We start from the raw sequence: 9,164 nt of genomic DNA, 5'->3' as shown, positions 1-9,164 counted from the left end.
CCGGGCGCTGCGCGAGGAGGTTCACGCGCTCACCCGTGCGGCCCAGGCCGTGCTGCGCCCGCAGGTGGACGTGGTTGTTCCCGCCAGGCTCGAGCGGCGCTTCACGCTGCGCACCAACGAAGGCTTCGTCGAGCGGTTTGCCGCCCCGCTCGCCGCCCTTGCCGCGCGCGAGGCGCCGGGCGTGCAGCTGCGTTTCGCGCCCAAGCCCGAAAAGGACGCCGCGCCTTTACGCGAAGGGCTGGTCGATCTGGAGATCGGGGTGCTCGGCGCCTTCGCGCCCGAAGTGCGCACGCAGCTCCTGCGGCGCGACCGGTTCGTGGGCGCGGTGCGCACCGGCCACCCACTGCTCGACGCGCCGATCACGCCTGAACGCTACGCCGCCTGCCGCCACATCGTCGCCTCGCGCAAGGGCGCGTTCGAAGGGCCGGTCGATGCCGCGCTGGCGCCGCTCGGGCTCAGCCGGCGGGTTGCGGTGGTGGTCCCGGCCTTCGCCGATGCCTTGCGCATCGCGCGCCGTTCGGACCTCGTCGGACTGGTCCCCGAAACGAGCCTCACGGCCGATACGGCCGATGGACTTGTGTCCTTTCCCTTGCCCGTCGCGACGCCCGCGATCGCCATTTCGATGCTCTGGCACCCGCGCCTGGACGCCGATCCGGAGCATCGCTGGCTGCGCGAAACCGTCCAGCGGGTGTGCCGCGAGGCCGAAGGTGAGCGGCTTTAGGCGCCGCGCACGCGGCCCAGCGCCAGCAGGGCGAACAGCGCGACGAGCGAGCCCAACGCCATCGCCATCGAAACGCCCAGCAGGCCAAGCCCGCTACTGAACAGGAAGCCCGCGATCACCGGGCCGAGCGCCGCGCCGCCGCGCCCGACGCCGATGACCAGGCCCGTGCCGCCCGCCCGCGCCTCGGTCGGGAAGACCGCCGCAATCAGCGGATAGAAGCCGACCATCACCGCGTTGGTGAAGAACCCCGCCCCCGCCGCCGCCAGCGACAGCCCCGAAAGATCGGCCGCGCCGCGCCCGAAATTGACGACCATCACCGCCGCCATCGCCAGCGCCGCCATCATCACCCCGCGCAGGCCCAGCCGCAGAATCAGCGCGCTGAACACCAGCGAGCCGATCAGTCCGCCGACATTGGCCATGACCAGCACGCCGCCCGCCGCCGAGGGCGCATGGCCCATGTCGACGACGATCTTGGGCACCCATTTGAGGATGTAGTAAAAGGTCATGACGTGGCTGAAATAGGCCAGCGTCAACAGGATCGTGGTGCGCCTGAGGTCGGGCGCGAAGAGCCGGGCGAGCCCCGCCTTCGCCGCCGTGCCGGCATCGGGTATCGCGAGTGCACCGAGCGCGCCGTGGCCAAGCCCGGCCAGCGCCCGGTTGACCCGCGCCAGCGCGTCCGGCCGCCCGCTGCGCGCGAGGAACCCCACGCTTTCGGGCACGAACAGCAAGACCAGCGGCAGCAGCAGCGCGCTGACGATCCCGCCGAAAGTGAAGACATGGCGCCAGCTGTCCCCCAGCAGGAAGGCGCTGACGAAGGCGCCGCCGGTGATCGCGCCGACCGGATAACCCGCCGCCATGATCGCGATCGCGCTCTTGCGCCATCGGTCGTTGGAATATTCGGCGACCATCGCGTTGGTGCAGGCGAGCATCCCGCCAATGCCGATCCCGGTCGCAAAACGCAGCGCAGCCAGCTGCACCACCGAGCCGACATGCGCCGCGCCGAGCATGCCCAGCGCCATGATCGCGAGGCAGGCCAGCGCGGTGGGCTTGCGCCCCACGCGATCGGCCAGCGCCCCCAGCACGAACGAGCCCAGCGCCATGCCGAACAGCTCCATCGATAGCACCACGCCCAGCTCGGCACGATCGATCCCCCAGTCCGCGGCAATGCCGGGCGAAGCGAAACTGATCGCCAGAACGTCGAACCCGTCGAGCGCGTTGAGCGCGACGCACAGGCCGATCGCCAGAATCTGGCGCGCGCGCATCGGCGCTGCCGCCAGCACCTGGCGCGGATCGATGGGGCTTGCGGAAATGTCAGGCATCGCGAAAGGGTCCTCTCCCTGAGGATCGTTGCAGTGTCGGGTACGCGAAAAGGGGGGGGCGAAGGGGGCTTTTTGCGCCCCCTCTGCCGCCCTTACGCCAGCGCGGGTTCGACCAGCATCAGGGCGTCGAGCGCGACGACGCCCTCGCCCTGAGGGTAGACGATGACCGGATTGAGATCGAGCTCGACGAGGTCCGGCTCGGCGCTCAGCACCGCGCCGACTTGCGCGACGAGCCGCGCCAGCGCGGGCACGTCGAGCGCGGGCGAACCGCGATAGCCCGCGAGCAGCGCCGCGCTCTTGAGCTGCATCAGCCCGGCCTCGATCTGCGCCGTGGTCATGTCGGGCGAGAACAGGCACACGTCCTTGAGGATCTCGGCAGTCACCCCGCCGAACCCGGCCAGCACGACCGGGCCCCATTCGGGATCGTTGCGCCCGCCCACGATCATCTCAAGGCCCCGCGCGCCCATCTTTTCGATCAGCACCCCGTCGAGCACGAGCGCCGCGTCATAGGCGGCGACATTGGCGTGAATGCGCTCCCAGGCCGCACGTACCGCGTCGGCATCGGCGAGGTTGAGCAGCACGCCCCCCGCATCGCTCTTATGGCCGAGCGCGGAGGCCTGCGCCTTCATCGCGACCGGGTAGCCGACCCGTTCAGCCTGCACGACCGCGCTCTCGGCGCTGTCGGCAAAGCCGCCTTCGGGGAAGGCCAGGCCGAGCGGGCCGAGCAGGCGCTTGGCCTGATATTCGGCCACCACGCCCCGATGATCGGCCAGCCCCGCGACCGGGGTCGGCGCAGGCTCTGCGCGGGAAAGGTCGCGCCGCGCGCGCGCGGCGAGCCGCGACAGCGCGCGGATCACGCGTTCGGCGTTGGGAAAGCAGGGAATGCCGCGCGCGCGCAGATCGAGGATCACCTCGGGCGGGATCGGCGCGCCTTCGTCGAGCCCGGCGTAGATCAGCGGCTTGGTCGCGCGGCGCCCTTCGAGCGCGGCGCGGATCGCCGGGGCCTTGATGCCGATCGTCACCGGATCGGTCTGGATGATCCCGGCGAGCACCGCGCCGACGCGATCATCGTCGAGCAGCGCGGCCAGCGTGTTGGTGTAGATCTCGGGCTGGCTAAGCCCTTGCGCGGTGATGTCGAGCGGGTTGCTGACCGGCACAAAGGGCGGCAAAGCGGCGCGCAGCGCGGGCGCGTTGGCATCGTCGAGCGCGGCGAGCGGCACCGCGAATTCCTCCGCGAGATCGAGCGTCAGCGCCTTGAACGCGCCCGATTCGCCCAGCACCGCAATATCCGCGCGCTCCATCGCCGGGCAGCGCATGAGGATTTCGGTGATGTCGCCCAGTTCCTCGAGCGTCTCGGCGAAGATCACCCCTTCGCGCTCCACCTTGCGGCGCATGAGCGAATAGTCGCCCGCCATCGCGCCGGTGTGGGTCGCCGCCGATTCGCGCGCCGCGCTGGACTTGCCCGGATGCAGCAGCACGATCGGCTTGCCCGCCGCGCGCGCCCTTGCGGCGGCGGCGAGGAAACGCGCCGGGCCGCGGAACTGCTCGACGATCATCGCGATGACCTGCGTCGCCGCATCGTCGATCAGCCACTCGACATAGTCCTCGACCCCGCTCGCCGCCTCGTTCCCGGTCGAGATCGAATAGCTCATCGGCAGGTCGCGCGCGCCGAACGTGGCGCCCAGCACCGCGGCCATCGCGCCCGATTGCGACACGATGCCCAGCGCCCGGCGTCCGGCCGGGGGAACCGCGCGCGTCTCGACGAAGGTCAGCGGGATCGCATCGACGTAGTTGACGAGGCCAAGGCAGTTGGGCCCCTCGATCGCCATGCCGTGCTCGGCCGCGATGCGCCCGATCTCGGCCTGCTGCGCCTTGCCCTCCTCGCCGCCTTCGGCAAAGCCGGCGGAGAAGATGATCGCCGCGCCCGCCTTGCGCGCGGCGAGCGCGCGCACCGCGTCGAGCACGGCGGGCTGCGGGATCGCCAGCACGGCGACGTCGATCCCTTCGGGCAGCGCTTCGACGCTGGGGTAGCAGCGGCGCGCACCGATCGTCTCGCGCTTGGGATTGACCGGGTAGACTTCGCCCGCAAAGCCGTTGCGATCCAGATTGCCAAGCACCGAGGCGCCGAGCGCGCCGGGCTTGTCGCTGGCGCCGATCACGGCGACCGAGCGCGGCTTGAGAAGGCGCGCGAGAGCGCCGTGCGAAAGGGTTTGATCGGTCATTGTTCCTGCCTCTCCCGGCTGGGTATTCGGACGCGGGCCGCCGTTAGGGAACGGCCCGCGCAAGGGGGTGTTCAGCGCGCCTTGTTGAGGTCGTAGGCGCCCAGGCCCGGCTTGAAGGTCTTGTCGTCGATGAACTGGCGGGTGGCTTCCTTGCGGCCTTCGCCATCGAAGAAGTTGGCCGCTTCCTGCGTGCGCACGAGGTAGTCCATCGAATTGTCGAAGGTCATCTCGCCAACCCGGCGGATCGCCCACTTGGTGGCGCGCAGCGCGGTGGGGTTCTTGCCCAGCAGCACTTCGCAGATCGCGGTGACGCGCGCCTTGAGCTGGTCGGCGGGGACGGCTTCGTTGACCAGGCCCCATTCGGCGGCCTTCTTGCCATCGACGTTCTCGCCCATCATCGCGTGGTACATCGCGTTGCGAAAGCCGGTCAGTTCGACGATGACCTTCGAAGCGNGGCGGCCTTCTTGCCATCGACGTTCTCGCCCATCATCGCGTGGTACATCGCGTTGCGAAAGCCGGTCAGTTCGACGATGACCTTCGAAGCGCCGCCGCCGGGCAGGATGCCCCAGTTGATTTCGGACAGGCCGAACTGCGCGTCCTCGGCGGCCACCGCCAGGTCACAGCCGAACAGCGGGCCGTAGGCGCCGCCGAAGCACCAGCCGTTGACCATCGCCACGGTCGGCTTTTCGTACCAGCGCAGGCGTTCCCACCAGCCGTAGGCCTCGCGCTGCGCCTGGCGGGTGGCGCCAAGGCCCTTTTCCTCGTTTTCGCGGAAGTATTCCTTGAGATCCATCCCGGCCGAGAAGGCGGTGCCCTCGCCGGTCAGCACCAGCACGCCGACATCGTCGCGAAACTCCAGTTCGTTGAGCACTTCCATCATGCGCCGGTTGAGGTTGGGGCTCATGCAATTGCGCTTTTCGGGGCGGTTGAAGGAAACCCAGGCAATCCGGTTCTCGACGGTGTAGGAGACGGTATCTTCCGGTGCGCGATCAGACATGACAATATTCCTCGATCTGTGTACTTGACTATATTCAATAGCTATAAAGGCGCTCAGGCGCCGCTAACCTGCGGAGGTTCCCTTTGGTCGATCCGACCAGCCATCCCGACAATTCCGAGAGCCCGGCGGCCACGGACAAGGCCGCCCGCGACCCGCTGGCAATCCTGCCCGGCTACACCCTGCGCCGCGCGGCCAACGCAATGATGGCCGAACTGGGCGCGCTGCTGGGCGAGGTCGAACTGCGCGTTTCCGAAGCCTCGATCCTGCTGCTGATAGACGGGCGTTCGACGATGACCTCGAGCCTGATCGGCGCCGCGCTCGACATTCGCTCGGCCAACATGGCGCCGCTGATCTCCAGCCTCGTCGCGCGCGGCCTGGTCGAGCGTGTGCCGCTCGACGGCAAGTCGATGGCGATCGTGCTGACCGAACCGGGGCGCGCGGTGCTGGCGCGGGTCCGAACGATCACCCAGGATTTCGAACAGACGTTGATGCTGCGCATCCCGCCCGAACACCGCGACCACTTCGTCCCCGCGCTCAACGCGCTGTGGCGCTAGGCGGGCCGGGTCCCTGCTCGGGGACGCGCCTGGGGGAGAGTGTGTGAGCATCGCTGGTGATCCGCTGGCGCCGCCGACCCGCGCTCAGATCGGGTAGTGGCCCGGCTGGGTCTCGAGCGTGATCCAGCGCAGTTCGGTGAAGCTGTCGATCCCCGCCTTGCCGCCGAAGCGCCCGTAACCCGACGCGCCGACCCCGCCGAAGGGCATCTGCGCCTCGTCGTGGACGGTCGCGCCGTTGACGTGGCAGATCCCGGAGCGGATGCGCCGCGCGACGCTGAGCCCGCGCGCGGCATCGCGCGTGAAGACCGCAGCGGACAGGCCGTATTCGGTGTCGTTGGCCAGCGCGATGGCGTGCTCCTCGTCCTTCGCGCGGATCATCGCGACGACCGGGCCGAAGCTTTCGTCGCGGTAGATCTTCATCGCATCGGTGACCTGATCGACCACGGTGGCGGGCATCAGCACGCTCTCGCCCGGACCGCCGGTGAGCAACCGCGCGCCCTTGTCGAGCGCGTCGCCGATTAGCGCGTTGACGTGATCGACGGTCTTGCGATCGACCACCGCGCCGAGCGGGGTCGTGCCCTCACGCGGGTCGCCCGTCGCCATCGAGGCGACCTTGGCGGCGAACTTTTCGGCAAAGGCCTCGGCCACCGCCTCGACCACGATGATCCGCTCGGTCGACATGCAGATCTGGCCCTGGTTCATGAACGCACCAAAGGCCGCGGCCTTGACCGCCTCGTCGAGATCGGCATCGGCGAGCACCAGGAACGGCGCCTTGCCCCCCAGTTCGAGCAGGCAGGGCTTGAGATGTTCGGCCGCGCGCTTCGCGATGATCCGCCCGACCGTGGTCGAACCGGTGAAGTTGATCCGCTTGACCCCCGGCGCATCGATCAGCGCGCCCACGACCGCACCCGCATCCTCGGGCGCGTTGGTGACGACGTTGACCACGCCTTCGGGAAAACCGGCGTCGGCAAAGGCCTCGATGATGAGCGCGTGCACCCGCGGGCAGATCTCGCTGGCCTTGAGGATGACCGCGTTACCGCAGGCCAGCGGCACCGCGATGGCGCGCACGCCCAGGATGATCGGCGCGTTCCACGGCGCGATGCCCAGCACCACGCCGACCGGCTCGCGCACCGCCATGGCAAGGCACCCCGGCTTGTCCGAGGGGATCACTTCGCCCGAAATCTGGGTGGTCAGCGCGGCGGCCTCGCGCACCATGCTGGCCGCGAGGGTGAGGTTGAACATCGCCCAGCCCGCGGTCGAGCCGATCTCGTGCATCATCGCCTCGACGAAGGCGTCCTTGCGCGCTTCGAGCGCTTCGGCGGCCTTGACCAGCACCGCACGGCGCGCGTTGGGGCCCATCGCCCCCCAGGCGATCTGCGCCTCGGCCGCCCTGGCGGCAAGCGCGGCCATCTCGGCCGCAGGCATGGCCCTGGCGCGCGAGGCGACCTCGCCGGTCAGCGGATTGAGGCGCACGAATTCAGTCATCCCGGATCTCCCTCGGCTCGGTGGCCGCGATTCACTTCGCTATGATAGATAGCGAAGTTTTACCTATCATCAATAGCAATATGCGCAAGGAGACGAGCCCGCCGGGGCCGGAACGGTGCCACGTCGCCCCGCGCCGCTCCCGAAAAGCCGGGAAGAAGCGCGGGAGGACGCGGGCAGATGCGCGCCGGGCGCGCAGTTTCGATCAGACGCTCTTTCGGGTCGGCGGCAACGCGCACTGGTAGTGGACACTCGCCCCCTCCCGCGTGCCGACCGCGATCTTCGGGTAGGGGCACAGCGGCATGGAACGGCCGGGGAAGGGCGTGTCGGGACCGGCCTTCGCGGGGATCTGATCGGGCGCGCGGTGGTCGATCACCCAGTGTTCGAGCGCGGTCAGGCTGTCGAACTGGCCAGTCGCCGGCCCGCCCGAGCAGTGGTTCATCCCCGGCACCGGGAACACCCGCGCAAAATCCTGCGCGTGCCCGCCGTTGGCCGCATCCACCTCGCGCCACCAGGCCAGCGTGTCCATCACCGAAAAGACCGGGTCGCTCGCGCCATGGGGCACGATCAGCTTGCCACCCTGCCCGCGAAAACGCGACAGGTCGCTCGAGCGCATGCCCACATCCTGCCAGGGCGAGGTGGTGTAGGGCGCGGTGACGGCGTAGATGCGCGCTGCGTCGCGATCGAAATCGAAGCCCAGCATCCACTTGAGGCGGCTTTCGGGATCGGGGCCGAGCGCGGTGGGCGGCGCGGTGAACACCGCCGCGAGCGAGCCACCGCCCAGCAGCACGTTGAGCGCGGGCGGCCCGTCGACCAGTCCGGTCTTCCAGATCGCCCAGCCGGGTGCGGCAAGCCCGATGTCCCAGCTCCACGAAGCGTAGAGCGGCTTGCCCGCGCTGTCGTGCGGTCCGGCCATCATTCGTTCGAGCGCGGCGATCTGCGCGGGTTCGAGGCAGGCCGCCGAACCGGATGCGCCCGGCGTGCACTGATGCCTGCGCAGTACCGGCACGACGCGCTGTGCGGTGCACTGCCCGACGGCGGCGATCACCCCGTCGGCAAGGCCGTCGTCCTTGTCGCACACCGCCAGCGCCGTATCCGCGACGAGCTGGAGCTGCGCAGGGGAAAAAGCGCTCTTGAGCCCGGCCACGGTGACCGGCTCCCCGCGCGCGGTGAGCACCGAAGCCACCGCCTGGGTATCCCACGCCTCGGCCAGCGCGGCGCGCGGCAAGGACATCCCCGGCGCCATCGCGACGATACCGTCGAAGGCATCGGGATAGCGCTGGGCAAAGGCCATGCCTTCCTGTCCGCCCTTCGAGCAGCCCCAATAGAGATTGGTCGCGCTGTCGCGGCCGTAGAAGGACTCCATCAGGTAATGCGCCAGGGCGTTGGTCTGCGGCAGGCTGGCGTGGCCATAATCGGCGCGGGCCTCAGGGTCGAACCCGAAGACCAGCTCGTTCTGATGGCTGGGCAGCGTGTTGCGGGTGTTGTCATGCCCCGAATCCTGCGCGATCACCGCATAGCCGCGCACCAGCGCGAGCGGGTTGCCCGGACCGTTGGGCCCGGTCGCATCGCCCACCACCCCATTCGAGCCGCCGCCGCCCTGGAACAGGAAGCGCCCGTTCCACGCGCCCGGAAGGCGCATGCGAAAGCCGATCGCATAGGGCCCGCCGATGCGCCCCTCGTGTTCGGCGAAATGGCCTTCGATGAGGCAGTGCGCGGGCAGCGGATCGCTTTGCCCTTCGCGCGTCGCGACCCGCGAGCCCGCCTCGATCCAGGCGCTGCGGGTCACCACCAGCCCCCGGACCGGACCGCCCGAAAGGCTGCCCAGCCGCGCGCACTGCGCCTCGCGTTCGTCGGCTGGCGCGCTGG

At 69.6% G+C, this 9,164-nt stretch carries 6 protein-coding genes and 1 pseudogene; 2 read left to right on the top strand and 5 right to left on the bottom strand.

What is annotated here, in order from left to right:
• A partial coding sequence (locus MTR62_RS18470; protein WP_244023701.1) for a LysR substrate-binding domain-containing protein occupies positions 1-721 on the top strand: 721 nt, incomplete at its 5' end.
• Here the strand turns inward: MTR62_RS18470 and MTR62_RS18465 are convergent.
• The 3 genes and pseudogenes from MTR62_RS18465 to MTR62_RS18455 all read right to left on the bottom strand — a co-directional run bounded on the left by MTR62_RS18465 (position 718) and on the right by MTR62_RS18455 (position 5,259).
• Positions 718-2,031, bottom strand: coding sequence for an MFS transporter (locus MTR62_RS18465; protein WP_407672708.1), 1,314 nt, complete (start codon positions 2,029-2,031; stop codon positions 718-720). The genes MTR62_RS18470 and MTR62_RS18465 overlap by 4 nt on opposite strands.
• Positions 2,032-2,132: 101 nt before the next feature.
• Positions 2,133-4,262, bottom strand: a complete 2,130-nt coding sequence (locus MTR62_RS18460; protein WP_244023697.1) for an acetate--CoA ligase family protein — start codon at positions 4,260-4,262, stop codon at positions 2,133-2,135.
• Positions 4,263-4,333: 71 nt separating this feature from the next.
• Positions 4,334-5,259 (bottom strand): annotated as a pseudogene (locus tag MTR62_RS18455) (p-hydroxycinnamoyl CoA hydratase/lyase).
• A gap of 83 nt (positions 5,260-5,342) precedes the next feature.
• Between MTR62_RS18455 and MTR62_RS18450 the strand changes: the two are divergent.
• Positions 5,343-5,813, top strand: a complete 471-nt coding sequence (locus MTR62_RS18450) for a MarR family winged helix-turn-helix transcriptional regulator (protein WP_244023695.1) — start codon at positions 5,343-5,345, stop codon at positions 5,811-5,813.
• Between the two features lie 84 nt (positions 5,814-5,897).
• Here the strand turns inward: MTR62_RS18450 and MTR62_RS18445 are convergent, their stop codons facing one another.
• Together MTR62_RS18445 and MTR62_RS18440 are read right to left on the bottom strand one after the other, a co-directional pair.
• A complete protein-coding gene (locus MTR62_RS18445) occupies positions 5,898-7,298 on the bottom strand; it encodes an aldehyde dehydrogenase (RefSeq protein WP_244023693.1) in 1,401 nt (466 codons plus the stop codon).
• A gap of 202 nt (positions 7,299-7,500) precedes the next feature.
• On the bottom strand, positions 7,501-9,164 hold a 1,664-nt coding region (locus MTR62_RS18440), incomplete at its 5' end, for a tannase/feruloyl esterase family alpha/beta hydrolase (RefSeq protein WP_244023691.1).

The sequence above is a fragment of the Novosphingobium organovorum genome, from assembly GCF_022832435.1.
In the GTDB taxonomy this organism is placed as follows: domain Bacteria; phylum Pseudomonadota; class Alphaproteobacteria; order Sphingomonadales; family Sphingomonadaceae; genus Novosphingobium; species Novosphingobium organovorum.
This window is presented reverse-complemented; position numbering and strand designations above follow the sequence as displayed.

Bases quoted from the DNA above. Each gene is read 5' to 3' on its own strand.
- MTR62_RS18460 (WP_244023697.1), bottom strand. From the start codon at position 4,262: ATGACCGATCAAACCCTTTCGCACGGCGCTCTCGCGCGCCTTCTCAAG.
- MTR62_RS18445 (WP_244023693.1), bottom strand. From the start codon at position 7,298: ATGACTGAATTCGTGCGCCTCAATCCGCTGACCGGCGAGGTCGCCTCG.